Origin of the sequence: uncultured Winogradskyella sp. (assembly GCF_947498345.1) — a bacterium.
Classification (GTDB): Bacteria; Bacteroidota; Bacteroidia; order Flavobacteriales; family Flavobacteriaceae; genus Winogradskyella.
Genome location: NZ_CANMJY010000002.1, coordinates 335,078 through 361,552 on the forward strand (window position 1 = coordinate 335,078; position 26,475 = coordinate 361,552).

Annotated in this window: 17 protein-coding genes and 1 tRNA gene; 9 read left to right on the forward strand and 9 right to left on the reverse strand. The window is 33.7% G+C overall.

Translation table 11 applies throughout. From position 1 onward, the window contains the following. The first annotated feature begins 42 nt into the window (after nt 1-42). Together Q0912_RS04670 and Q0912_RS04675 are read left to right on the forward strand one after the other, a co-directional pair. On the forward strand, nt 43-882 hold the full coding sequence (locus Q0912_RS04670; RefSeq protein ID WP_299112543.1) for a hypothetical protein: 840 nt from the start codon (nt 43-45) through the stop codon (nt 880-882). Nucleotides 883-953: 71 nt separating this feature from the next. After that, nucleotides 954-1,646, forward strand: coding sequence for a CPBP family intramembrane glutamic endopeptidase (locus Q0912_RS04675; protein WP_299112545.1), 693 nt, complete (start codon nt 954-956; stop codon nt 1,644-1,646). 181 nt (nt 1,647-1,827) lie between these two features. Here Q0912_RS04675 and Q0912_RS04680 read toward each other — a convergent pair whose 3' ends face one another. From Q0912_RS04680 to Q0912_RS04720, 9 genes are all read right to left on the reverse strand, one after another. Further along, complete coding sequence (locus Q0912_RS04680) at nt 1,828-4,266, reverse strand: FtsX-like permease family protein (protein ID WP_299112547.1); 2,439 nt, start codon at nt 4,264-4,266, stop codon at nt 1,828-1,830. Nucleotides 4,267-4,637: 371 nt separating this feature from the next. Beyond that, a tRNA-Leu gene (locus tag Q0912_RS04685) sits at nt 4,638-4,719 on the reverse strand. A 102-nt stretch (nt 4,720-4,821) separates the two neighbouring features. Then, complete coding sequence (locus tag Q0912_RS04690; protein ID WP_218545371.1) at nt 4,822-5,115, reverse strand: F0F1 ATP synthase subunit epsilon; 294 nt, start codon at nt 5,113-5,115, stop codon at nt 4,822-4,824. Between the two features lie 17 nt (nt 5,116-5,132). Continuing rightward, nucleotides 5,133-6,641: a F0F1 ATP synthase subunit beta gene (atpD, locus tag Q0912_RS04695; RefSeq protein WP_299112558.1), complete on the reverse strand. Its 1,509-nt coding sequence runs from the start codon at nt 6,639-6,641 to the stop codon at nt 5,133-5,135. Nucleotides 6,642-6,799: 158 nt separating this feature from the next. After that, nucleotides 6,800-8,392 (reverse strand): G-D-S-L family lipolytic protein, encoded by a 1,593-nt coding sequence (locus tag Q0912_RS04700; RefSeq protein WP_299112560.1) that lies wholly within the window; start codon nt 8,390-8,392, stop codon nt 6,800-6,802. An 11-nt stretch (nt 8,393-8,403) separates the two neighbouring features. After that, nucleotides 8,404-11,229, reverse strand: coding sequence for a TonB-dependent receptor (locus Q0912_RS04705; RefSeq protein WP_299112563.1), 2,826 nt, complete (start codon nt 11,227-11,229; stop codon nt 8,404-8,406). 172 nt (nt 11,230-11,401) lie between these two features. Continuing rightward, nucleotides 11,402-13,249 (reverse strand): glutamine--fructose-6-phosphate transaminase (isomerizing), encoded by a 1,848-nt coding sequence (gene glmS / locus Q0912_RS04710; RefSeq protein WP_299112566.1) that lies wholly within the window; start codon nt 13,247-13,249, stop codon nt 11,402-11,404. Between the two features lie 11 nt (nt 13,250-13,260). After that, nucleotides 13,261-14,946 carry a DUF4270 domain-containing protein gene (locus tag Q0912_RS04715; protein ID WP_299112569.1) on the reverse strand — a complete coding sequence of 562 codons (1,686 nt, stop codon included), beginning with the start codon at nt 14,944-14,946 and terminating at the stop codon, nt 13,261-13,263. 7 nt (nt 14,947-14,953) lie between these two features. After that, entirely contained in the window at nt 14,954-15,766 is an 813-nt protein-coding gene (locus tag Q0912_RS04720; RefSeq protein WP_299112571.1) for a glycogen/starch synthase, read from the reverse strand. A gap of 110 nt (nt 15,767-15,876) precedes the next feature. On the opposite strand from Q0912_RS04720, the gene panC reads away from it, so the two are divergent. The 7 genes from panC (at nt 15,877) to Q0912_RS04755 (ending at nt 26,393) form a co-directional block, all read left to right on the forward strand. Next, nucleotides 15,877-16,728, forward strand: coding sequence for a pantoate--beta-alanine ligase (panC, locus tag Q0912_RS04725; protein ID WP_299112574.1), 852 nt, complete (start codon nt 15,877-15,879; stop codon nt 16,726-16,728). A 13-nt stretch (nt 16,729-16,741) separates the two neighbouring features. Then, nucleotides 16,742-17,092, forward strand: a complete 351-nt coding sequence (gene panD / locus Q0912_RS04730) for an aspartate 1-decarboxylase (protein ID WP_299112577.1) — start codon at nt 16,742-16,744, stop codon at nt 17,090-17,092. Between the two features lie 4 nt (nt 17,093-17,096). Continuing rightward, entirely contained in the window at nt 17,097-18,056 is a 960-nt protein-coding gene (locus tag Q0912_RS04735) for a lysylphosphatidylglycerol synthase transmembrane domain-containing protein (protein WP_299112580.1), read from the forward strand. Between the two features lie 43 nt (nt 18,057-18,099). After that, nucleotides 18,100-19,248 (forward strand): alpha/beta hydrolase-fold protein, encoded by a 1,149-nt coding sequence (locus tag Q0912_RS04740; protein ID WP_299112582.1) that lies wholly within the window; start codon nt 18,100-18,102, stop codon nt 19,246-19,248. Nucleotides 19,249-19,326: 78 nt separating this feature from the next. Further along, complete coding sequence (locus tag Q0912_RS04745; protein ID WP_299112584.1) at nt 19,327-20,508, forward strand: alpha/beta hydrolase-fold protein; 1,182 nt, start codon at nt 19,327-19,329, stop codon at nt 20,506-20,508. Between the two features lie 200 nt (nt 20,509-20,708). Beyond that, a complete protein-coding gene (gene radA, locus Q0912_RS04750; protein ID WP_299112587.1) occupies nt 20,709-22,067 on the forward strand; it encodes a DNA repair protein RadA in 1,359 nt (452 codons plus the stop codon). Between the two features lie 390 nt (nt 22,068-22,457). Next, entirely contained in the window at nt 22,458-26,393 is a 3,936-nt protein-coding gene (locus Q0912_RS04755) for a LamG-like jellyroll fold domain-containing protein (protein WP_299112588.1), read from the forward strand. The last annotated feature ends 82 nt before the right edge of the window (nt 26,394-26,475 follow it).

Sequence of the window (26,475 nt, forward strand, 5' to 3'; positions counted from 1 at the left end):
TTCTAAAAACACTAACAATGTAACTCAATAAATATAAAAACCATGAGAAAAGTATTAACAATCATTGTGTCACTAATCGCAAATTTTATAATTGCACAGAGTGATTTTTCGCCACAATATTCTAATGACGGCAGTCAAATTTTATTTTATTCATACAGGATAGAAAAAGAGCCAGAAATATTTGTTATTGATAAAGATGGCAAGAAAGTTAAGCAATTAACAAAGACTGATGGCAACTGGGCGATTGAGCCTAGATGGTCTGAGACTGATAATTTCATCACCTATTCTACAGGAGAAAATATGGGAAAGTTAAAGTTGGCTATTCATGACTTAAACATGGATGAAGTAAAATTCATTGAGAAAATGGAAGGTTCTCAGTTTGTCATTTCTTGGAATAAAAATGGAATTGAGTGGGGCAATAAAAGCAAAAATGGATTTAAATTTTATCGTAAAACAGAACACAACAACACACCAATTGAATACAAACAGTTTAAAGATTATTTCCTGAAATCAAGTAGAGATGGAACGTTTACAGTTTTAGCAGTTTATGATGAAAACAAAAAGGGATTATGGGTTATTAATGATGATGGTGAACCCCAAAAAATAACAGATATGATTGGTAGCAATATATCCTTTTCGTTTGATAATAAGTTTATAGCTTTTGAGGCTAAGGAAAAAGATGTTTCTAATATTTATACCATAAAACTAGATGGATCTGACCTAAAAAAAATAACATCTGATCAAGCCAATGATCTAATGCCTACGATTAGCCCAAATAATAAAGAAATAACATACTCCTCGAGCATTTCAGGTCAATTTTGCCTGCACACTATAAATTTAGACACTAAGGAAGTTAAACAAATTACAGGATTAAAGAACTAAAAATAAGATGTACTCATAGATGCTCTTTAAATTACTATAATTAAGTTGTGGTAGAATTTAATCTAAGTATTATGATAGGAAACAAAAAGTTTCAGCCATTTATAAAGACTATACTTATTGAAATAATTATACTAACCATTATTTCAGTAACAGTACCAGTTATAGTCCAAAATTGGCTATATCCAAAACTAGGATTACCTCATGATTCGCCTATTCCGCTGCGGATACTTTTAGTTGGTTTTTTTGTACTTTACTTTTTAAAGAAGCAAGGACAAACATTATATGATTTGGGTTATTCAAAACCTAAAAACTGGTTTATCTTTACAGGGTTTTTAATTTTAATAATTTTCCTTCAAATTTTCCTTCCAGGAACCATCATAAATAGCCTTGGGTTCAACATGGGCGATTACTCTTTTTTTGAGCATGTGCAAGGAAATCTACCTGCATTGATATTTTGGATTGTTATGTCTTGGGTAATTGGAGCTTTTTTTGAAGAATTAATATTTAGAGTCTATTTAATTGACCGTTTTAAGCGACTTGTTAATCATGATAAAGTAGGCTTAATCATTGCAATAATAATCCAAGCTATATTTTTTGGCTTGTTTCATTGGTATCAAGGTACAGGAGGAGTATTATCAACAGCAATAAGTGGGCTAATTTCAGGAACCATATATGGTGTTTATAAGAACATATGGCCTTGTGTAATTTCACATGGATTATTAAACACAGTTTTCTTTATTGCTTTTTATTTTAATGGTGTTTAATAGCTTTTTTAAAGTGTTCTAAAAAAGTAGATGGTTTTCATGAGGGATAACTCAATTGAACATTACAAGAAAATATATCTTAATACGAATCACCTAAATATTGAAAACAAAAATGAAATAATTTTCAATCACAGCTTTTTGATTATAATCTTGGACGAATTCAATTTAGGTTTATGATATTTTATTCTGAACGTAATGAGTCAACAGGGTTTTTTAAAGCTGTAGAAATTGTTCTAACGCTCATTGTTGCAACAGCGATAATTGCCATTCCGAAACCACTCAAAACAAAAACCCACCAGCTTAAATTGGTTTTAAATGAAAAGTTGTTTAACCAATTTGTTAACCCATAATATGCTATTGGAGCAGCAATGATAAACGCTATTCCTACGAGTATTATAAACTCTTTACAGAGCAACCCATTAAGTTGAACTAAAGTTGCTCCCAGAACTTTACGAATGCTTACTTCCTTAGTTCTTCGCTCGGTTGTATAAATTACCAAACCTAATAGGCCTAAACAGCTAATTAATACAGATAAACCCATAGCCCAATTAAGCAACTTAGATAAGCTCTTTTCTTGGTCATAGAACCTTTCAACAGTATCATACATAAAAGTTATCTTAAAATCGGCATCAGGATAAATTGATTTAAAAACGGTTTCGATTTTTGAAATTGTCTTTAGCATACTAATTTGTTCATTATTTGTAAAAGAAAAATGCATTACATCAAACATTGTTTCTCCCCAATTACCAACTAGCGCAAGTGGCTTAATTGGGTATTTTAAAGAACGTTGGTTAAAATCTTTTACGACACCTACTATAGGATAAGATTTACCCATATTTATTTGCTTCCCAAGAGCTTCATTAGGATGCTTAAGACCCAATATCTTAAGATAGGTTTCATTAATCACAAATTCAATTATTGTATCATTTAATACATGTCTACCTGCCAAAAGTTCAATATCATAAAGGTTAATATAATCCTTAGTTCCCCTAAGTAACTGTATTTTCGTTTGAATTTCTGTACCATCATCGTTAATATAATTTACAGCTCTATCACTCGAACTAGATGAAGCAGGAGTATCTCCTCCTCTGGCGAGTTTAGATATTTCAGGAAGTTTTCTAAGTTCCTGTTCAAATCTTACCTGTTTATCCTCTGTATTATTAAACCATGGTGTCTGTACATTAGCAATAGAATCCGTTTTAAAACCTATGTTTTTATTAATCATAAAATTAATTTGCTTAACAACTAAAATGGTAGAAATGACAAAAACTTGTGCAATAGAGAACTGAAAAACCGTTAAAAAACGACGTAATGCTGGTTTACCTGTTTTACTAATCACTTGATTTTTAAGAATTGAAATGGGTTTATACCGTGTTAAAACCAGAGCAGGATATATTCCTGAAAAGAATGTTACTATTAGTATTAAAATAAGTGAAAAACTAATAATTAACGGATCTTTAAATAGCGAAAACTCTAACTCCTTTGGTATAAAATCTGAAAATACTTGAAATAACCAATATGCTAACAATACAGAGACAAATGCAGAAATTATAGTTAGTAATAAGGTTTCTCCCATAAATTGTAATACGAGTTGTTTTTTAGAACTCCCTAGTGTTTTACGAATTCCAATCTCTTTAGCACGTTGATTAGCTTGGGCTGTATTTAAATTTATAAAATTAATTACTCCTAATATGAGTAAGAATAATGCTGTAAGACCAAGACCAGTCATAACAGATTTATCTGCTACTCTTTTACTAGAGTTGAAAATCCCTACATCTGTGTTGAAATGTATATTACTTAGAGGTTCTAGATTAAAATGCTTATACCTATTATACTTTTTGTCAAAATCAGATCTGTGCTCAATTGCCAGTGCATCCATTTTTTCTTTAATAGCAGAAACAACAGCAGTACTAGAAACTTTAATAAACAATTGATTTCCTGAACGTGTATTGCCCCATAGAGGATCAAAAACACTACTGCGACTTGATGTTTTTTTTGAGGTTTCAAGGGATAAAAACTCTTCAAAAATTAAATCAGATCGTTCCTCAAAATTTGCTACAATACCAGAAACTTTAGTTTGTATAGAATCGTTATACACTAATATTTTACCAATCACTTCACTTGGTTTTAACCTAGGGAAGTATTTTTGAGCTCTTTTATTAGTTAGTACTACTTGGTTAGGCTCATTTAATGATATTTCAGGTGCTCCTGCTAGCCAGTCATATTTAAATATTTGAAAGTATTCTGGGTCAATAAAAACAGCATCTTCAGGGTTTTTAAAAGATTTTGTTGTTATAGGTTCTTCTACTTTTTGAAGGTTGGCAATATGTATCCCGCTTGCAAATTCTATACCGCCAATATTATTTTTTGCTTCGTTTATATATGGTATTGCAATTCCACGATTAGTTCCTTCAGAATCATTAGAAATAGTAGTCGTAGTCACTCTATAAATAAGCTCACTATCTGTATGAAACTTATCAAATGTAAGATCATAATATACCATGAGCCCTATGACAAAGGATGCGCTAAAACCAATTGCCAGGCTAATTATATTGATAAAAGAAAAAAGTTTATGCTTCCAGAGGTTTCTAAGCGCTACTTTCAAATAATTTTTAAGCATAATTTTTATTAATTATTGTTTGTTTTTTGATTGAATACTTTCTCTTTTGAATTGTTACGCTCTTTTTTATTTTTTATGACACTTAGTATATAGTTAAGATGATGCCAAAGTTGTAAACATCTAAAAAACAGATATTTGTGTTTTTCGTTTAAATTAAAAGTGTCCGATTTTGATACACATTATGTTCGAAAATGTACAGTCAAAAACAGAAGGGTTTGTTTTTTCAGGAAAAATTCTAATTCTATAATCACAGTGTTCTAACCAAGGGTATCAACCCTATATTCTTTAAGATATGCTAATGTCAATAGAGAGAGTTGAAGAAGGAACAAAAAAAGAGACAAATCATATTTTTTGATTTGTCTCTTTTTGAGTACTCAAGGTGGGAATCGAACCCACACTTCCGAAGAAACTGGATTTTGAATCCAGCGCGTCTACCAATTCCGCCACTTGAGCTCTGATAGTTAAATTAGTTTTATTACTATTATTTTCTAAGAAGTCGTCTAAAAACTACTTTCAGACGACTTCCTTTGTCTTTAATCTTCCTTAAAATAAATGCTAATCAGCTAAAATAATTAGCTTATTATCTTTCATTTCAATGGTGCCAGAATTAATCTTTACAGTTAGTACTTTTTTGTCATCATTATGAGGAATTACAGCTGCATGTAACTCGTCAAAAACTAGATGGCTTTGCGTATGTGTATTAACCCTAATTGTACCTTCTTTTAAAATTGAAACAATAGGAGCGTGATCTTTTAGCATCTCAAACTCACCATTTACTCCAGGTACAACCACAGAGTCAACTTCTGAACTAAATAAAGTAGCTTCTGGTGATACAATTTCTAAATACATAATCCTGAATTTTTAAATTAAGCTTCAGCAAGCATTTTTTCACCAGCTTCAATAGCTTCTTCAATAGAACCTTTAAGGTTAAACGCTGCTTCAGGTAAATGATCTAATTCACCATCCATAATCATATTAAACCCTTTAATAGTTTCTTTAATATCTACTAATACACCTGGTATACCTGTAAATTGCTCAGCTACGTGGAATGGTTGCGATAAGAAACGTTGTACACGACGAGCACGTCCAACTGCCAGTTTATCTTCTTCAGATAATTCTTCCATACCAAGGATGGCAATAATATCTTGTAATTCTTTATAGCGTTGTAATAACTCTTTTACACGTTGTGCACAGTTATAATGATCGTCACCTAAAATATCAGCAGTTAAAATTCTTGATGTAGAATCTAATGGATCTACCGCCGGGTAGATACCAAGCTCTGCAATCTTACGAGACAATACCGTTGTTGCATCTAAGTGGGCAAAGGTTGTTGCAGGTGCAGGATCTGTTAAATCATCTGCAGGTACATATACTGCCTGTACAGAAGTAATAGATCCTTTTTTAGTTGATGTAATACGTTCTTGCATGGCACCCATTTCTGTTGCTAATGTAGGTTGGTAACCTACCGCAGATGGCATACGACCAAGTAATGCAGATACCTCAGAACCAGCTTGTGTAAAACGGAAGATATTATCTACGAAGAATAATACATCTTTACCTTGTCCATCACCAGCACCATCACGGAAATATTCTGCTATAGTTAAACCAGATAGTGCTACACGCGCACGTGCTCCAGGAGGCTCATTCATTTGCCCGAATACGAAAGTAGCCTTAGAATCTTTCATAGCAGATTTATCTACTTTTTGAAGATCCCATCCGCCTTCTTCCATAGAGTGCATAAAGTCATCACCATATTTGATAATACCAGACTCTAACATCTCACGAAGTAAATCGTTTCCTTCACGTGTTCTTTCACCTACACCTGCGAATACAGAAAGTCCACCATGTCCTTTTGCAATATTGTTAATCAACTCCTGAATTAGTACTGTTTTACCTACACCAGCACCACCAAATAATCCAATCTTACCACCTTTTGCATAAGGCTCAATAAGGTCAATTACTTTAATACCTGTAAATAAAACTTCTGTAGATGTTGATAATTCTTCAAACTTAGGCGCTTGTCTGTGAATAGGTAAACCAGCTTCACCAGCTTTAGGTAAATCACCTAATCCATCAATAGCATCACCAATTACATTAAAAAGACGCCCGTAAACATCTTCTCCAATTGGCATTTGGATTGGAGCACCAGTTGCGTGAACTTCTGTCCCTCTACTTAAACCATCAGAAGAATCCATAGCAATAGTACGTACAGTACCCTCACCAATGTGAGATTGTACTTCTAATACTAATTTTGAACCATCTTGGTTGTTAATTTCTAATGAATCATAAATCTTTGGAAGTTCTGAACCAGCAGCGAATTCTACATCGATAACCGGACCTACGATTTGTGCAACTTTACCTGTAACTTTTGACATTACTTATATGTTTTTGTTTTGCAATAATTTAAATATGAAAAACAGCTCGTTTTTCGCGCTGCAAAGATAGAGTTTTATTTAAAAAAAGTAATGCTTTTTTAAATAAAAAAAACACGCTTTTTAAAAGCGTGTTTTGTTATTATAAAATGTTATATAAGCTATTGAAGTGTTGGCGAAAAAACAAATGGATAGTCATTAGCCTTAGCAACATTTCCTGAAGCAACAAAATTAGAACCAAAATTTGTATCAATGGCTTCTAAAAATTTATTGGCCATTAAGGCATAACCTCTAGATGTCAAATGAATACCATCTAAGCTAATTAAACCACCAGTTACTAAATCAGTATTTAACACATAGTTATCAAACTCAACTCCAGTTGTTGAGGCTTGAGTTAGTACTGCATTTAAATCTACAAGAGCGACATCAGGATTATTGTCAGCTATATTAGCTATAGCTATGTTGTATGCGTCTGTTGCATTTCTTATAGCCATTTGTTCTGAAGGAATAAGTACCCATTGATCTTGCAAAGGGAAACTTATGCCGTTTACATTAACAGGCGCAGGTGCACCCGCTACAGGTTGAGCTATAGCTGCTGACGCAGCTAAAACAATTAAATCACCACTTGTAGCTTGTCGAGCCTTTCCGAAGATAGCACCAAAAGCAGTTGCTGTTGGTGCACCTAAGACAGGAGTCAGTGCAGTTGTAATCTCAGCAGACCTGTCTGTTGCATCCTCATCAAGAATTAATAATGGATTTGCTTCAGTATCAGATAATAGGTTTACTCTGTCAGGTTCACCTAATGCTGTAAATATATTATCTAAAGGTCCGTATAATTGTGCATTTAGAGCAGGTATTTGAGGTATAAGTAGCGGACCTACATCTTCATCTTCTGGATCTAAAAAGTCAAAACCAATGGTAGTAAAATGTGCTAAATCAGTAATGTATGGTACATTAGTAATGGCTCCTTTAGCACCAGATAACGTTAAAGCGTCTACCATTTGCGAAACAACACCAGCAAGAAGTGCTGGATCTGTAATGTCATTACTACCATAACTAGATGCGTCTGGATTTCCAGTCTGATCTACTCCTATTCCTCCAGAAGTTGCATAACTCAATACATCATTTCCTCCCATTTCTGAAAGTGTAAAGAACGTTGGTATTTGATTTACAGCATCCTGTAACATTGAAGAACCAACACCTGTTGCCATTCTGCCATAATATGGGTTGAATGCTCCGTAGCCAGGAGTAACTACATGGAAGCTTTTTGCTCCAGGAACACCAACATTATTAAATGACATTCCTAAGTTTACTGTCCCGTCAGTAGTTATTGGAGGAACAGGTGCACCTAAGTCCATGAGAAATGCATCTAAACGTTGAGGTCCATCTCCATTAAAAATAAAACGATAAGGCAAATTGCTTAACGGACTAGGCAAAAGAAGTCCGCCAGTATTATCACTCATTAATGGTTGCGTAAAAGTACCACCATTACCATTAGCAAATTGTTGAGATAATATATTTGGGAATGAGTTTTCTTGACCAGCTATAAATAAAGCACCATCTGTAAAACCAGCAGTAAATGAAGCTCCCACTGCTACATAATTTGAGAAATCTGCCGTACCAGCTGTGAATTCTTCTAAAGGAGAAATTTCCTCCTCATTGTCTTTATTTCTTAGTTCATCTAATTCTTCGTTCTCACATGCTAAAAAATTTAATGCGAGCATTGATAAAATTATATACTTTATATTTTTCATTGCTTAATTTTTTAAAGGTTGTTAATAGTTAACGACACATAATATTGAGAGCCTATAAATCCAGTTCCGAAAGCTGTAAAATATTCATCTGCTAACAAGTTTGTAGCTCCGGCTTTAATAGTCGATTTTAAACTTGGTATTCTAAAGTTAACCTGAGCATCTAGTACGTTAAATGCTGGTATTTCTCCATCACCAAATGAAGCCTCCCAGAAGTAATTGTCACTCCAACGCCATGCTACATTAAAACCTAAGTTTTTCAACAATTCTGTTTTACCAAATCCTAACTTGACTTTATGTTCAGGTGTATTAAAGTTTGTTCTAAAATCTGGGTTTCCAGCAACATCAAAATCTAACCTAGACCAGGTGTAATTAGCACTTAAATCAAAACCATCAAACACTTTTGTTGATACTCCTATAGCTGCTCCGTATGAGTTAACAGTTTCTTCGGTATTTGTATAGGTTTGGTAGCCAACAAAATCACCATTGCTTAAAGCTGCTAAGATTTGTTGTGTGTCTCCGTTCAGACCAGCAATTGTTGCTGGATTATTTGGGTCATAGCCTGTTAAATCAAAATTAGCGACATCTCCATAAAGTGGTGCAACTACAGTTTCATTAGCTAGGAAATCACTATATGAACTATAATATGCAGAAGCATCAATTATAAAATCTGCGACTTTTCCACGATACCCAACCTCAAAAGAACTCACTTGTTCTGGGTCTGCAAAACTTGAATTGCCAATAAAATTACGACCATTAGATGCAGGATCGTGTGACCCTAAGTCATCAGAAATAGAAGCAAATAAAGAATTTGTATATGCAGCAGCTCCTGTTTGAGAAATACTAGCAGGTTGACCAAGGTTATCCTGCGCAAATTGGCTTACACCGTAGTTTCTTGAGTATCGGTCTCCAATATCGGTTGCACCACCAATTAGAGTACCTAAGGCAGTTTCTAAACCAATGTATAATGATTGCGTGTCAGGGTTTCTAAAACCAGTCTGAAAAGAAGCTCTAAAATTATGATTTTCGTTAACTGTTAAACCAGCTGAAATTCTTGGTGAAAAGAATCCATCAAACAATTCAGATTTATCATATCTAATAGATCCTGTTAATTTTAGCTCTAAATTTTCATTTAAGTCAATTGATCGTTGTAGTTGCGTATATATACCTAATTCAGAATAGGTAATAGCACCATCTGCATCAGCGTAAATAGTTCCGAAAGAGTTTAACCTATATGTTCTGTATGAGCCACCTACTTGTATTTCTGCAAAATCAACTTTGTCTTTAAAATTATAGTTAGCATCTCCATGATATATTTTAGAGTTATCTCTAAAAGCAGAGCCTGTTAAGAAATTAGTATCTGATGTAACTTGATCAAAAAGACGATTGAATTCATCTGAGCCTAACTCTGGTCTTCCGTCCTCTGCAACTATTCTTGCTTGTGCATGTTTTTGTTCATCAGATAATGTTGGTTGTGACAAAGTTAAGGCCGCAAAAGTTTGTATATAATCACCAAACCAATCTTGGTGTGATTTCCAAGCCTGTAATAAGTTTGGACCAGCAACATCCATTACATAAGTATCTCCGGCTTTATCTGAAGTGACATAACCTCTAACGAAAAAATCGTCATTTCTAACCTCAATTTTATGTTGCTGTAATGAGAATCCATCAATTCTATAACGTTGGGCGCCTTGGTATATAGTAGATCCAGTGCCTACTTTACCAACATATTGAATTTCAAAATCATCTCCCCAAGGGCGGTAATATAAGCCCCAATCTGCTTTAATACTTTCTGCATCATAATCTGTTAAATCTACCTCTCTGTAGCCAGTTCTACTAACATTAACATCAGGAATAATACCCAATCCGCCTGATGCATCTCTAATATTTGTGGTTACATTATCTCCATATACATTAACACCATCATAATTTATGTTAGACTCACGAGTGCCGCCTGGGGTGTCTTTATCGTCATAGTTTGTCGCAAACCAATCTGTTCCTTTTAAATATCCAAAGTTAACTTTGGCAGCAAATTTATCGTTGAATTTATGAGCCATACTTATACCTATATCAGTATAATCATTATTTCCTGCTGCTTCTTGAGATGTTATACCTTGCTTTATATACCCTCTAATACCTTGGTGATCAAAAGGATTTTTACTTGTCATAAATAATATACCATTAAATGCATTAGCACCATAGAGTGCAGAAGACGCGCCAGGTAGAAGTTCAACGCTTTGTACATCAGTTTCAACCATACCTAATAAATTTCCTAGAGGAAAGTTTAAGGCAGGTGCAGAATTATCCATACCATCTACTAATTGCATAAAACGTGTATTAGCAAATGTGGCAAAACCTCTGGTGTTTATAGATTTAAAAGTTAAACTATTGGTATTGATATCTACGCCTTTTAAATTTTCCAGACCACCATAAAAATCAGCTGATGCCGTATTTTTAATTGACTTGAGACCAAATCGCTCTACCGTAACCGGAGATTCAAAAATACGTTCTGGTGTACGCGATGCTGAGATAACGACTTCATCAAGTTCGTTACCTTCTATCATAGTAACATCAACAGTTTGATTATTTGTTGTAATCTCAATGACCTGCTCTTGAAACCCTGTGTAGGTTACACGAATAGATAAAGGGGGTTCTTGATCTATCGTTATGGTATAGTTGCCATCAAAATCTGATACTGTACCAGAACTAGTGCCTACCACTACAATGTTTGCACCAGGTAAGGGTAACCCAGTATTGTCTGTAATTTTACCTTTTATTGTGGTTTGAGCAAACGACACCACGCAAAAAAGCAATGTAAAAAGCTTTAAGATTGTCTTCATTTTAGAGAATTAGTTAATTTATTAGATGAGCAATTTAAATAAATATATGAAAAGTTGATAACAAATTCGCATAAAATTATGCATGCATAGGAATTTTTAAGATAAGAAAAGCCCCTATATTGAGAATTTATCAATATAGGGGCTTTTGTGTATATGATATTTTGCTGTTAAATTACTCTACGGTAACGGATTTAGCTAAATTTCTAGGTTGATCTACATTTTTATCTAACATTACTGCAATGTGATAAGATAATAATTGTAGAGGAATTGTAGTTAACAAAGGAGTAAGACATTCTAAAGTCTCAGGTACTTCTATAACATGATCTGCTAATTCTTTTACGCTTATATCTCCTTTAGTAACAATGCCAATGATTTTACCTTTTCTGGATTTTATTTCTTGAATATTACTTACTACCTTTTCGTAATGTCCTTTTTTAGTAGCGATAACAACTACTGGCATTTGTTCATCAATCAAAGCAATAGGGCCATGCTTCATTTCAGCAGCAGGGTAACCTTCAGCATGTATATATGAAATTTCTTTTAGTTTCAATGCGCCTTCAAGAGCAACTGGGAAATTAAACCCTCTACCTAAGTATAAAAAGTTTGTGGCATCTTTGTATATGTCTGCTACAGTCTGAACGTAAGCATCAGATTTTAATGCTTCTTCAACTTTACTAGGGATAGTTTCTAACTCAATTAAATGATGTCTAAACTCAGAACTTGATATGGTTCCTTTAGCTCTTGCTAAACGTAAAGCGATTAAAGTTAAAACTGTAATTTGAGTTGTAAATGCTTTTGTGGATGCAACACCAATTTCTGGTCCAGCATGTGTGTAAGCTCCAGCATCTGTTTCTCTAGCGATAGAAGATCCTACGACGTTACATACACCAAAAACAAATGCACCTTTTGATTTTGCTAGTTTAATAGCTGCTAGTGTGTCTGCTGTTTCACCAGATTGGGAGATAGCGATTATAATATCTTTTTCGGTAATAACTGGGTTTCTATACCTAAACTCTGAAGCATATTCTACTTCAACAGGTATACGTGCTAAATCTTCGAAAATGTATTCTGAAACTAAACCTGCATGCCATGATGTACCGCAAGCAACTACTATAATACGATCTGCTGCGAGAAATTTCTTCATATTGTCCTCGACACCTGCAAGTTTTATCATAGCTTCATTACTTAATAAGCGCCCTCTAAAGGTGTCAAATATAGCTTCTGGTTGCTCATGGATTTCTTTAAGCATAAAGTGGTCGTAACCACCTTTTTCAATTTGTTCTAGATTAAGCTGAAGTTCTTGAACATATGGGTCTACTAAAGCATCATTCTTAATCTTTCTTACCTTAACCCCTTTATTACGTCTAATAATTGCCATTTCCTCATCTTCGAGATAAATAGCATTTTTGGTAAACTCTATAAAAGGGGAAGCATCACTAGCAATAAAGAATTCATCCTCACCAATACCTATAGCCAATGGACTGCCGAGTTTTGCAACGACAATTTCATTAGGTTTGTTTTTATCAAAAACCGCAATGGCATAAGCTCCAACAACTTGATTTAAAGCGATTTGTACTGCTTTGCCCAGTTTAGTGTTTTCGTTTTTCTTTACGTCTTCAATTAGGTTAACTAATACCTCTGTGTCTGTATCTGATTTAAAAGTATAACCACGTTTAATGAGCTCCTTTTTTAAGGCGTCGTAGTTTTCAATGATTCCGTTGTGAATAATAACTAAATCTCCAGAATTAGAATAGTGAGGGTGAGAGTTTACATCATTTGGAACACCGTGAGTTGCCCATCTTGTATGACCAATACCTAGAGTTCCGTCGATTGAAATTTCATTTTCTAAACGCTCTTTTAAGTCTGAGACTTTCCCTTTGGTCTTAGAAAGTTTGATATCGTTACCATCATACAACGCAATACCTGCACTGTCATAACCACGATATTCTAATCTTTGAAGGCCTTTAATTACAATAGGATAAGCCTCGCGATGGCCTATATATCCAACAATTCCGCACATAGGTTAATTTTTTAGTCGTTTGGTTCTGTGTAATATATTTCTAAATATACTCTTTTACTTTCGTCTTCTGTATTGTTGCCATGTAATACAGTACCTCTAGGTGTTAATACAGAACTTGATGGAACCGTAAAATCTATGTCTTCCATCGATTGTACTTGTCTTTGTATGCCCGATCCCTCAATATTAACATTCAATGAAACGGCTAATCCCAATTCGACATTGGTAGAATCTCTTATCAGTAAATTGTTAATGTGTTGAGTAATTCTCAATTTATATTTAATACCATCTCCATCGGGTTCATCATCAACACGTTGTAACGGTCCAAGATGATTTGAAACTGAGGATAAAGGTAAACTATTGTTTACGCCATCTAAAAAATAATCTATTAACGGTACTTTATTATCTACATCATACAGATATATACGATCTGGTTCTCCTCCTTGGACCATGTCTTGATCTACATAAAACACTAAATTGGCTTCATTTACCAGACGCTTAGATCTTATGAATTTACCATCGCTGGTTGTTTCTACAAAAGTATTTTTCCAATCATCAAAGGTGTCGTCATCGTCATTATCAATGTCATCTCCGTTAAACAATTTAATATTAGCAATAGATCCTTCACCACCTTTTAAATACAATCTGCTATCACCAGTATCAGGGTCGCCTTCAGCAATAGGTGATGTAAAATCATTGTTTAAGAAATTTATACCATTGCCAATAAGGTTAATAGCAAACGACGTATTTTCTCTTACAGGATCTTCACCTTCATCAGATATGAGTCTAGAATAGTAAATTACAATGTTTGGAGTTGTATTGCCAGCGTTGATAATTAAGAAACTGCCATCATCTAAATCATTGGCTTCGGCTTTAAAATAGAGTCCTCTAAAATATTCCGAGAAATTATTAATACTGCTTAAAACAGTCTCTCCTTCTTGACTTATAATTTTATCTTCCCAATATGCTGTATCCAATTTAAGCCTTATGCCTGGTGCTTGTCTTGTAATTACCTGTTCTTCATCTTCATCTTCGGGTTCTTCACCTAATAAAATAAAACCTTCTTCATTAATGGTGACATTTCCTTCATCATCAAGAGTTATATGGTTAACTTCTAGAGGGTTCTGTAAAATTACAAGTTCTTCTCCCTCTAACGAAGCTTCAGATATAGTTTCTGTTGCTGAAGCTGATTTGTTAGAAAAGTAGGCTTGACTTGTCCCAAACTCGTCATTGGGATCAAAATCTCTAATAAAATAATTACTCTCAAAGATACTAAGCTTAATAGGCTCTCTACCTATTACAGAATCAATATCGTATGTAATATTTCCTTCATCATCAATATCTGTAACACTAAATTGGTAAGGTAATGTCAATACTACTGAATCTACTTCTATCTCCTCTCCAAATTCGGGTTCGAAAACTGATAATACAGGTTGAACTACAAAACTAGATGTTACTTTGCCATAAGAGTCATTGTAAATTCCTAATGTATTGATCCCGAGGCTGTTTGTTTGAACGGGTCCTAAAGGTTTAGTGTAGGATATGATGTCGTAAGTATCATTTAGTATATCGAAACTTGTAGCAATATCATCATTTATGATATCTGAATCTAGAGTAGCAAAATCTTTATCGCAAGCTATAAAGCTAGATAGAATTAAGCTAAGCACTAAAATATTAAGGACAAATTTATTTTTTTTCATAAGTGTACTAACTGTTAAGAACAGTGTCTTTGTAAAATTCTGTATATGGGTCCGCAAATTCTTCTATAGGATGAAAATCTAATACAGGTTTAGTTAAATCGTTTATATAAGTGTCTAATTCTTTAGGTAATGCTTCAGACCCTCTAATGATAGCGTCAGAGTTATCTATTGCTATTTTCATTAGGTTTATATAATCTGGCTTCTCCAATGGTTTTATGGCGTCATGAGCTAAACCGTCGAATTTTACTTTTTCAATCATGTTTTTATTTAACGAACCATCGAAGGTTTGATTGTATACTGAGGTTATAATTTTACTTTCGGTAAATAAAGGTTCAGTTTTGTAAAACTCTTTTAAATATAAAGGTAGTAATGAAGCTAACCAGCCATTAACATGTATAATATCTGGTGCCCAATTTAATTTTTTAACGGTTTCAATTACACCTTTAGCAAAGAATATGGCACGTTCGTCATTATCTGAGAAAAGCTTACCATCTTCATCAGTTAAAGTAGCTTTACGCTTAAAATACTCTTCGTTGTCAATAAAATAAACTTGAATACGTTCTTTAGGAATCGATGCAACTTTAATAATTAAAGGCATGTCTAGGTCATTAATTATTAAATTGATACCAGAAAGCCTTATCACTTCATGTAGCTGATGTCTTCTCTCATTAATATTGCCAAAGCGCGGCATAAAAATGCGTATCTGACCTCCTTGTTTGTTTACCATTCTTGGAGCTTCAAATGACATTGAAGAAATTTCCGTTTCTGGTAAATATGGAACTACTTCCGAGGACACATACAATATTCGTTTATCTTTCATAAATCTGCTGCTTTTGAAAATTAAGAGTAAAAAACATGCAAAATTACAAAAATTTGTGCAGATTGCCAGTAAAATATTATGTTTGCACGCGTTAATTTTTTGTTAGAGCATTGAAAATATTTTATAATAAATCCAAATTGTCTCAACATGTTGAGGCTCTAAAAGCCAAAGGGGGTTCAGTTGGTTTTGTGCCAACTATGGGAGCACTCCATAATGGACATTTGTCTTTGGTAGAAAAAGGATTGAGTGAAAACAGTATCGTAGTTGTTAGCATTTTTGTAAACCCTACCCAATTTGATAATCAAGATGACTTGATTAAATACCCAAGAACGCTAGATGCAGATGTGTCACTTTTAAAAACCATTGGTGATACCACAATTTTAGTTTATGCCCCAACTGTTGAGGATATTTACAACGATAATATTACCTCACAGGCCTTTACTTTTGGTGGTCTGGAACACGAAATGGAAGGGGCTTTTAGAGACGGTCATTTTGATGGTGTTGGCACAATTGTTAAGCGTTTATTTGAAATCGTAAGACCAGGCAAAGCCTACTTTGGTGAAAAGGATTTTCAGCAATTACAAATTATAAAAAAAATGGTGGAACTTTATAAGATGCCTTTAGAAGTTATAGGATGCCCTATTTATAGAGCAGAAGATGGCTTGGCAATGAGTTCAAGAAATACAAGACTCACTTCAGAGCACAGAGCAGTGGCACCATTTATTTACAAAACTTTAAAGACTGCCAAAATAAAGTTTGGCACAAAAAGTGCTAAAGACGTATCGGAATGGGTTGAGAAGCAATTTAAAAAGCAACCACTATTAGAGTTAGAGTATTTTATTATTGCCGATATAGAAACCTTAAAACCGATAAAGCGAAAATCAACAAAAAAGACATATAGAGCCTTTATAGCTGTATATGCAGGTGATATAAGACTTATAGATAATATCGCCTTAAATTAATTATCTTTGTGGCATGCAAATTCAAGTTGTAAAATCTAAGATACATCGCGTTAAATGTACAGGCGCCGACCTTAACTACATTGGTAGTATTACTATTGATGAAGATTTAATGGATGCTGCTAATATTATTCAAGGTGAGAAAGTTCAGATTGTAAATAACAATAATGGCGAGCGCCTGGAAACCTATTGTATACCTGGGCCTCGTAATAGTGGAGAAATTACTTTAAATGGAGCGGCTGCCAGAAAAGTAGCCGTTGGTGATATTTTAATTTTAATCACTTATGCATTTATAGATATCGAAGAGGCTAAAGTATTTAAGCCCTCGTTAGTGTTTCCCAACGAAGCTAACAATCTTCTAAAATAAAATTTTGAGCAAAACAAAATCCTTCCTAAAAGTTGTTCTGCCTTTACTCTTAGGGGTTGCTTTGGTATGGTATTCTTTGTCTCAAATATCGATTTCTACATTAGTCCAGTACTTTAAAGATGCGAACTATTTTTGGATTATACTTGGTGTAAGTTTAGGGGTGTTAAGTCATGCATCCAGAGCTTACAGATGGTTATTTATGGCCGAACCTTTGGGGTATAAACCAAAATTTGCTAATAGTTTTATGGCTGTATACTCAGCATATTTAATCAATTTTACAATTCCTCGTGCTGGTGAAATCGCTAGAGCTTCTATTCTGGCTAATTATGAAGATGTTCCTTTTGATAAAGGTTTTGGATCTATTGTAGCAGAGCGTGTGGCAGACACCATAATGTTACTTATAATAATAGGAGTAGCACTAATTTTAAAGTTTAAGATTATATATGATTTCTTTATAGAAAAGTTCAATCCATCAACACTGTTTATTGGTATAGCAGCTTTATTAATGCTGATTTTCGGGTTATATTTTTTTATAAAAAGAAGCTCTTCAAAGTTTGCTTTAAAAGTCAAAAGCTTTATTAAAGGGCTTATTGAGGGTGCATTGAGCATTTTTAAAATGAAGAAAAAATGGGCATTTATTTTTCATACAGTATTTATTTGGGTCATGTATTTAGCCATGTTTTATGTCACTACATTAGCATTGCCAGAATTAAGCAATATATCTTTAGCTGCAGTTTTAATAGGTTTTATTATGGCCAGCTTTAGTATAGCAGCTACTAATGGAGGTATTGGCTCATTTCCAGAAGCTATTGTCATAGCGTTTACAGTATTTAGCATGTCAGAGGATCCAAGTAGAGCCTTTGGTTGGATAATGTGGTCTTCGCAAACTATAGTAATTATTGTTTTAGGAGGCTTATCTCTTACCTACTTACCAATCTATAATAGAAAGAAAAACAGCATATAGAAATATTTTTTACCTTGCTTTAACTTTTAAGTCCATAGACAACATGAAGAAATTTTACACGCTTATTATTGTATGCTTAATTGCATTGAATCTTCAAGCACAAGCTATATACAAAACTATAGAATCCTACAAACTTGGTGGAGAACGTGAATTAAAGATTCAGTTACCAAGAAATTACGATGCTGAAGCTAAGCGAACTTATCCTTTAGTCATTGTTTTAGATGGGGATTATTTATTCGAGCCTGTAGCAGGTAATATAGACTATCAAGCCTATTGGGAAGATATACCAGACTGTATAGTTGTTGGTGTAAAGCAAGATAGTACTAGAGAATATGATTTCAATTATGCAGAAGATACATATTTACCAGTAGATGAAGGGGCGCATTTTTATGAGTTTATAGGTGCAGAACTTATACCTTATGTAGAGGACAATTATAATGTCTCTGATTACAGGGTTATTATAGGTCATGATTTAAGTGCCAATTTTATCAACTACTATCTATTTAAAGATCAGCCCATGTATAGAGCCTACATTAGTTTAAGTCCTGATCTAGCACCAGAAATGACTGATAGACTATACGATCGTTTATCTATTATAGAACAAGAAACATTTTATTATATGGCAACTGCAGATGCAGACATTAAAGTGTTAAGAAATTCTATTAAAGAATGTGATGCAAAACTTAAAACAATTGATAATGAAAAACTGAGTTATAAATTTGATAATTTTGAAGAGGCAAGTCACTATTCGTTAGTAGGAAGAGGAATTCCAAAAGCATTAAATGCCATTTTTGCGCTTTACAGGCCAATCAATGCCAAAGAATACAAAGAAAAAATACTAACCTTTGAAGGCTCACCATACGATTACCTTATAAAAAAATATGAAGATATAGCCCGCTTTTACGGTTTTGAGAAGCAATATATTGAAAACGATATTAGAGCTATTGCCTCTGCATCTAAAAAGAGAGATGATTTAGAATCATTAGAGAACTTAGCGAAATTGGTGAAAAAAGAATTTCCAAAATCTATGCTTGGTGCTTATTATATGGGTATGTTTCATGAGCAGGAAGGTAATCTTAAAAAGGCATTATTACGCTATAAATCGGGTTTATTACTAGAACCATCTCAATATATAGACAAAGAGATTATGCTCGAGAAAATGTATGAGGTTCAAGACATGATGAAAGACTAATTGCAGTTCATCGAAAAAAATTCGCAACTTGACGATATTTTAGTATGTTTGGTTACCCAAAACTAAACCTACCTACAAATGAGAAAGACTATTTTAATAGTTTTGGCTTTCATTATATGTTTGCCATTATTCGCTCAGATTAGTTACGACGAAATTAATTCTGCTAAGCTAAATTCGGTTCGTCAGCTAAAAATAAAACTTCCAAAAAATTACGACCCCTCTTCAGAGCTAAAATATCCTTTAATCATCGTTTTCGATGGAGACTATTTATTTGAACCTATAGCTGGTCAAGTCGACTTTCAAACCTATTTTGATGATATGCCAAGTTCTATAATTGTTGGTGTGGTACAAAGTAATGAGAGGCGTTATGATGGTTATTGTGACGAAGTCACAGGCTTACCAAAAGAATCTGGTTTGCGATTTCACGATTTTGTAGCAGATGAGTTAATACCATATTTAGATGATAAATATAATACCAGTAAGTTTAGAGTTGCTGTGGGCCATGATTTAATGGGTAATTTTATCAATTCTTATTTATTTAAAGAAGATCCTCTTTTTAACGCTTATGTATGTATTAGCCCAGATTTATCAGGTACCGTAAGAGATTATTTAGGTAAACGATTAGAGTTTTTTAAGGATGACATTTTTTATTATATGGCAACTTCAGATAAGGATTTGCCTTATATAAGAGAGGCTGTTCTAAAAGCAAATTCTCAAATTTCACAAGTAAAGAATCAATATTTAACATACTATTTTGACGATTTTAAAAATGACACGCATTATACATTAGTAAATAGTGCGATAGCCAAGTCATTTGACAAGATTTTTGAATTATATAAACCGCTTCGCGAAAAGGAATTAGAAGAGAAGGTATTGCCCTATGAAGGTACCTTAGATAAATACTTAGTAGATAGATACGATAGAATAGAAGATTTATTTGGTATAAAGAAGCCAATAACAGAAGAAGAATTTGAAAAAGTGGTTAAAGTCGCAGAACAACGTAACGATTTGGAGTCTTTAGAAAAAATAGGAAAATTAGCAAAAAAGCTAAATCCAGAATCTTTATTAGGTACCTATTACTTAGCACAATATTCTGAGAAAGTTGGAAAAACTAAAAAAGCTAAAAAATTATATGAATCTGCACTTACATTAAATGATGTAAGCCATATCAACAGAGACTTTATTTTTTCTAAAATTGATGAGCTCACTATTGTAGATACTGATGAAGAAGGAGAGGAGGAAGACAATGAAGAAAATTAAAAAAGTATCATTATCAACAGATTATTTTTTCGAAACTCTGTTTAAAAAAACCAGAAGCTATTTATTATCTAATTTGGTGCCAAAACTTGCAACAATAAAAGTTCTGGCAATAGTAAATTGGTTTAGAGACATCAACTAAAATTATCTTAATTTAGCTATCGAAAAATTTTAAAGATTTTCGATGGAATCGAAAACTAAAGATGGCTAAGGTAAAAACAACATTTTTTTGTCAGAATTGTGGTAGTCAATATGCCAAATGGCAGGGGCAATGTACCTCGTGTAAAGCATGGAACACAATTGCTGAAGAGATTATACAAAAACCTCAAAAAAGTGGTTGGAAATCTTCAGCCCCAACTGCTAAACGTGTATCTAAACCTTTAAAGGTTAATGAGATTGATAACTCCCAAGAAACACGACTTAATATGCAAGATGCAGAGTTTAATCGTGTACTAGGAGGAGGTATGGTGCAAGGTTCATTAACGCTTTTAGGAGGTGAACCCGGTATCGGAAAGAGTACGCTATTACTACAAATAGCATTACATCTTCAATACAAAACGCTTTATGTTTCTGGAGAAGAAAGCCAAAAACAGATAAAAATGCGTGCTGAACGTATAAATCCAAGCAGTAATAATTGTTATATCCTTACAGAAACTAAAACACAGAATATATTTAAACAGATAGAAACCTTAGCCCCGGATTTGGTAATAATTGATTCTATTCAAACTTTGCATAGTGATTATATAGAGTCTTCTGCCGGGAGCATTTCTCAGATAAAAGAATGTACTACTGAATTGATAAAATTTGCTAAAGAAACATCTACACCTGTTTTACTAATTGGACATATTACTAAAGATGGTCATATTGCTGGTCCAAAAATATTAGAGCATATGGTGGATACGGTTTTACAGTTTGAAGGAGACCGTAATCATGTATTTAGAATCTTAAGAGCTCATAAAAATCGCTTTGGTTCTACTAATGAATTAGGTATCTATGAAATGCAAGGTTCTGGTTTGAGAGAAGTTTCTAATCCTTCAGAAATTTTAATTTCCCAAAAAGATGATGAACTCTCAGGCAATGCCATTGCAGCGACAATAGAAGGATTACGACCATTGATGATAGAGGTACAGGCTTTGGTGAGTACTGCTGTTTATGGTACTCCGCAGCGTTCTGCAACGGGTTTCAATGCTAAACGCTTAAATATGTTGCTGGCTGTGTTAGAAAAACGTGCTGGCTTTCGTTTAGGTGCAAAAGATGTCTTTTTAAATATTACAGGAGGGATTAGTGTGGATGATCCTGCTATTGACTTAGCGGTAGTTGCTTCTATATTGTCTTCCAATGAAGATGTGGCATTACCTAGTGAATATTGTTTTGCTGCTGAGTTAGGCTTGTCGGGTGAGATAAGACCAGTACAACGTGTCGAGCAACGTATTTTAGAAGCAGAAAAACTAGGGTTTTCTACTATTTTTGTGTCTAAATACAATAAAATTTCTCTAAGAAATACCCAAATCAAAGTACAATTGATTTCTAAAATAGAAGACCTAATCCAACTATTGATTTGATTTCTTGTGAATAAATAATTTGTGAAATTTTATTAGAGCTTTCCATTTTTTAAAGCTTTTACAAATCATATAATTGAAAGAATTGTAAATATTATTTAAGTTTTTTCAATGATTTAACAATAGATCTAATAGTAAATCGCTGAAAATGAAGTGTTTTTAAACGTTTTTTTTTGAATTTGATATTCTTAAAAAAGCACTTTATCGGATTTATTAATCACTTTATCTAAAAAATATAACATTTTCCTTGGCTTTTTTCTTACGAATCAGTATCATTGTCTTGTAATAATGAACCAAATTATTACAACTCCCCTCACAGTTTATAATCCATTGTATTAAAAACTTTATTAAGTACATAATTAGCTATAGTCCCAAACTATAAAAAACTTAATTATGAACTTAAACTACAAATCGTTAATTGTATTACTTGCAGTACTTACATTTAATTCTGCTTTTTCACAAGATGTAGATAATGATGGTGTATTAGATGCTTACGATGTTGACAATAACAATGATGGTGTAATTGATACATCAGTTTGTGCAGCGATATCTGGAGGAGCTTCTCCGCAAGGTGATGCTATTAGCTGGACAAAAAATGGCCTTAAGATATTTTCAATCGCTAATAATACTAATGCATTAGGGTATCAAGAATCGGGCTTTCAACAAGAGGTATACTCTAAAGGAGAAACCTTAACGGTATTAAACGGTTCTAGCGATTACAGTTTTCCGAGTAGTTCATGGACAGCAGGTTCTGCTAATACGAGTGTTGGTACTTTTGCAAACGGAACTATTGATTTCGAATCTAACTATTATCGAAGAACGAGCTCTCCTAGGATTGCACTTTTAAGAACAACCACATCTGGTAATTTTAAATCTGGTAATTCTGGCCATGCTGTATATATTTATCCTGAAACTGGTGCGCAAACTAACGATTATTATACCGTAAATATAAATTTCACAACACCAGTACGTTCTTTTAGTTTTGATCTTGTAGACATATTTGATACAAATTACGATAGTGGTGTTATTAGTCAATATGAAGTATATGTTGATAATAATTTAGTAGGGTATTATAGAAATACATTTTTAGGTGATGATGGTACAGGAAATATTAACCTCTACGATGCTGATGGTGTTTATAAAGGAGCTGTAAATTCTGGTCAAAATATTGAGAACAATTTTGGTATAACTGCAGATACTGGTATTAGTAAAGTTTCAATTAAGCATATTGTTGTATCTGGTCAGATGGCTATAAACACTCACGAGCCTCACGGTCTAGACACATTTGCTTATAGCTTTGTTTGTTTGCCTCCGATCGATATCGATTCGGATGATGATGGTATACCCGATAATATAGAGGTTCAAAGCACATTAGGATATATTGCACCCAGTGGTACGGTAAATACATCAGGAGCCTACATGGGGCTTTGGGATAATTATGGTACTGGGATGACTCCAGTAGATACAGACGGAGATGGTATTCCAGATTACTTAGATTCAGATAGCGATAATGATGGTATTCCTGATATTCAAGAAAATGGACAGTTGGATACCGTTTCAAATTTAGATACTGATGCAGATGGATTAGACAATAACTTTGATAGCAATAATTCTTCTTTTGATACTAATGATGAGATTTCTTCAGGCACACTTACTGATTTAGTAAATGTTTTTGGTGATGCAGATGGAGATGCCAATACAGGAGGTGATCTTGATTATAGAGATATATTCAATACAAATCCACCTGTTAATGCAACCATAGATTTTGATGGTGCGGATGATTATTTATCAGGAAACAGTATTATAAATGGTTTAGGAGAAGTAACATTGATGGCATGGATAAAAATAGATCCATCAAATAGTGGAACATCTTATAACACCATATTGAGTGAAGATTCATCATGTAGATTGTATGTGCAGAGTGGTAATAAAATTATTTTCGCTACCAAAACAGGTAGTTCAGAACCAACTATTCTTACTACAGGCGATAGAATTGCTTACGATGAATGGCATCATATCACTGGTGTGTTTTCAGGTTCAGAAGGAAAGCAATTACTCTATATTGATGGTGAATTAGTGGCTTCTAATATTTCTACAGATAGAATAGGGCATAGCATCACTACAACATCTGGATGGAATGGTAATTTTGAGGTTGGTCGTTTTTCAAGAAACACACCAAATCAGCAATACTTTAATGGAGAAATTGATGAGGTAAGGGTTTTTAATATCACATTAACCGATGAGCAAATCCAACAAATGGTCTATCAGGAAATAGAAAACAATGGAGGACTTGTGCAGGGAAAAACGATACCAAAACCAATAAAAGATACGGGGACATTACAAACAGTATCTTGGTCAAACTTATTGGTGTACTATCCAATGACAGATATTAAAAATAGCACTACCTCAGATTATTCAAACCATAATCAAACCTTGAAACTCAATAATATTTCAACCGTGCAAGAGCAAACAGCTCCAATGCCATATCAGACAAGTTCGGATGGAGATTGGAATAGTCAAAGCACTTGGTTGCATGGTGACGTATGGGATATTGAAGATGCCTCAGTTAATCAAGATTGCAGTATAGTTGAAATAAAGCATAACATTACATCATCTAATTCTCATACTAACCTTGGATTAGTCATAGATACTAATAAAAAATTAACAATCAATGGTGATCAAAAGGTAGAGAATAATTGGTATTTAGAGTTAAACGGAACATTAGATCTCGAAGGTGATTCTCAATTAATACAAACTGAAAATAGTGATTTAGTAACATCCTCGACTGGAAAAATTTTAAGACGTCAAGAAGGTAACTTAAGTGTATATTGGTATAACTATTGGGCATCTCCAGTAGGTAGTTTAGGAGCAGTAACATTGTCAGATGATAACAAAAGTAGTAACAACGATAATAATTCTAGTTACAGTTTAGATATGTTAAAAAAGCCAGACGGCAGTAATTTTGAATTTACCAATGCGTATCATGAAGAAGGAAAAATAAGCACATATTGGTTATACACTTTTGTAAACGGTGTAACTTACTACGATTATGCATTCCTTGGTACAGACACAACTTTACAGCCAGGAGTAGGTTATACCTCTAAAGGTACAGGTTCGGAGCAGCAGTATGTGTTTGAAGGAAAACCTAATAATGGAACCATAGTAGTCCCAGTTATTGATACAGGAGGTAATGGTTCTGTACCAGCAGTTACAAAAACAGATTACCTATTAGGAAACCCTTATGCATCTGCTATAGACCTGCATGCGTTTATAGATGACAATGCAGGTGTTATTGATGGTACAATACAACTTTGGCAACAATGGAGTGGTTCATCACATATATTAAATGAATATAATGGTGGTTATGCTCAGGTTAACAAAACCGGAGCGACAAGAGCCTATCAATTTGTAGGAATAGAAGGAGCTACCAATGGTAGTCAGGATGGCACAAAAAAACCCACAAGATATTTGCCTGTTGGGCAGGGTTTTATGACGGAAATAGTTAATAGTGGTGATATAGTATTTAAAAATAGCCAACGCGTTTTTATTAAAGAATCAGATGCTAACGGATCTTATAACAATGGCTCAGTATTCTTTAGAGATGCAACAGGTTTGCGTACTGAGGCTACAACAGAAAATTTAATGCAAAAGCTACGTTTAGAATTTAATTCGGTAGATGGGCCATCAACTAGAAGAGAGTTATTACTTGGTTTTAGTGAAATCACATCAGATGAATTTGATTATGGGTATGATGCTAAGAATGTGGAGATATACGATGATGATTTAAACCTGATTTTAGAAGACAAATTAATGACGATACAAGCTTATAGTGTAATAACAGAAGATAAAGTGGTGCCATTGTCCTTAAAAGCCTCAGGAGCGTATAACTATACTATAAAACTCACAGAAACAGAAAACATACCAGAAGATCAGGATATGTTTATAAAGGATAATCTTACGGGTGAATATTACAATCTAAGAAGTGAACAACCATTTGAATTTTCTTCTGAAGCAGGTGAGTTTACAAACAGGTTTGAAGTAGTGTTTCAGGAGCAATCTCAGAGTTTATCTATCAATGATCCTACAATAGAGAATTTAAAATTTTACTATGCAATGGGAAGAAACAAGATTGTAATACTGAATCCTAATAATATTGAGGTTAGAACAGTTGAACTTTATAATATTGTCGGTCAATCCGTATACAAAACCCAGGGTTATGAAGGTGCTTACAATGAGTACGAAGTAGGTGATTTAAGCACAGGAACTTATATTATTAAGTTAAATACATTAGAGAATGGTCAGTTGACCAAGAAAATTATCATAAAGTAATATTTTAGTTAGTTAGTGATAAAGGCTGCTTAGAAATTATTCTAAGTAGCCTTTGTTTGTTATAAAGAATTATAATCCTAAT

Bases quoted from the DNA above. Each gene is read 5' to 3' on its own strand.
- Q0912_RS04720 (WP_299112571.1), bottom strand. From the start codon at position 15,766: ATGAAAGATAAACGAATATTGTATGTGTCCTCGGAAGTAGTTCCATAT.
- Q0912_RS04755 (WP_299112588.1), top strand. From the start codon at position 22,458: ATGAACTTAAACTACAAATCGTTAATTGTATTACTTGCAGTACTTACA.
- Q0912_RS04715 (WP_299112569.1), bottom strand. From the start codon at position 14,946: ATGAAAAAAAATAAATTTGTCCTTAATATTTTAGTGCTTAGCTTAATT.
- Q0912_RS04745 (WP_299112584.1), top strand. From the start codon at position 19,327: ATGAGAAAGACTATTTTAATAGTTTTGGCTTTCATTATATGTTTGCCA.
- Q0912_RS04740 (WP_299112582.1), top strand. From the start codon at position 18,100: ATGAAGAAATTTTACACGCTTATTATTGTATGCTTAATTGCATTGAAT.
- Q0912_RS04680 (WP_299112547.1), bottom strand. From the start codon at position 4,266: ATGCTTAAAAATTATTTGAAAGTAGCGCTTAGAAACCTCTGGAAGCAT.
- Q0912_RS04675 (WP_299112545.1), top strand. From the start codon at position 954: ATGATAGGAAACAAAAAGTTTCAGCCATTTATAAAGACTATACTTATT.
- atpD (WP_299112558.1), bottom strand. From the start codon at position 6,641: ATGTCAAAAGTTACAGGTAAAGTTGCACAAATCGTAGGTCCGGTTATC.
- Q0912_RS04670 (WP_299112543.1), top strand. From the start codon at position 43: ATGAGAAAAGTATTAACAATCATTGTGTCACTAATCGCAAATTTTATA.
- Q0912_RS04705 (WP_299112563.1), bottom strand. From the start codon at position 11,229: ATGAAGACAATCTTAAAGCTTTTTACATTGCTTTTTTGCGTGGTGTCG.
- panD (WP_299112577.1), top strand. From the start codon at position 16,742: ATGCAAATTCAAGTTGTAAAATCTAAGATACATCGCGTTAAATGTACA.
- radA (WP_299112587.1), top strand. From the start codon at position 20,709: ATGGCTAAGGTAAAAACAACATTTTTTTGTCAGAATTGTGGTAGTCAA.
- Q0912_RS04700 (WP_299112560.1), bottom strand. From the start codon at position 8,392: ATGAAAAATATAAAGTATATAATTTTATCAATGCTCGCATTAAATTTT.
- glmS (WP_299112566.1), bottom strand. From the start codon at position 13,249: ATGTGCGGAATTGTTGGATATATAGGCCATCGCGAGGCTTATCCTATT.
- Q0912_RS04690 (WP_218545371.1), bottom strand. From the start codon at position 5,115: ATGTATTTAGAAATTGTATCACCAGAAGCTACTTTATTTAGTTCAGAA.